The sequence below is a fragment of the Alteromonas sp. DY56-G5 genome (assembly GCF_041414725.1).
GTDB classification, from domain to species: Bacteria; Pseudomonadota; Gammaproteobacteria; order Enterobacterales; family Alteromonadaceae; genus Alteromonas; species Alteromonas macleodii.
Genome location: NZ_JANHZQ010000137.1, coordinates 1 through 591 on the forward strand (window position 1 = coordinate 1; position 591 = coordinate 591).

Sequence of the window (591 nt, forward strand, 5' to 3'; positions counted from 1 at the left end):
AAAGCCAAAAAGATAAGGTAATGGTCGGTAACTTTTTCACGTAACCAATATAATGATTTCCGTAAATGCCAGTAGCTATGCGCTAACACACAACTCGGTTGTCGCTTCAACGCCCTAGTATTCATAGTCTTGCGTAGTATCCCTGAGTTATGCGCCATAATGGTTCACTTTATGCTCATCTAAATTCAATGCTTTTAACAAATTAGTTAATAATTGAGTGAAGGAGAACACGATGAAGAAACGTTTATTATCTACCTTAGCAGGCTCACTGACATTAATGTTAAGTGCGAGCAGTTTCGCAGGCCATCATGATAGCGATGGAAAAGAAGTGATAATGAATAACCTGGAAACAGGGATGAGCATGGGCTCAGTATTGGTGAGCAGTTATGATGATGACGGTGTAGTATTTACGCCAAAACTTTCAGGATTAACGCCAGGCGCCCATGGCTTTCATGTTCATCAAAATGGTGATTGTTCACCAGCAATGAAAGATGGAAAAAAAGTGTTGGGCGGTGCAGCGGGCGGCCATTTCGATCCAGAAGGTACCGGTAAACACCGTGCTCCTTGGTCTGAGAAGGGTCACGAGGGCGA

1 protein-coding gene is annotated in these 591 nt (G+C 43.1%); it reads left to right on the forward strand.

What is annotated here, in order from left to right:
* Positions 1–232: 232 nt before the first annotated feature.
* Positions 233–591, forward strand: a 359-nt coding sequence (locus NO989_RS21905; protein ID WP_371343206.1) for a superoxide dismutase family protein, incomplete at its 3' end; no start/stop codon positions are given.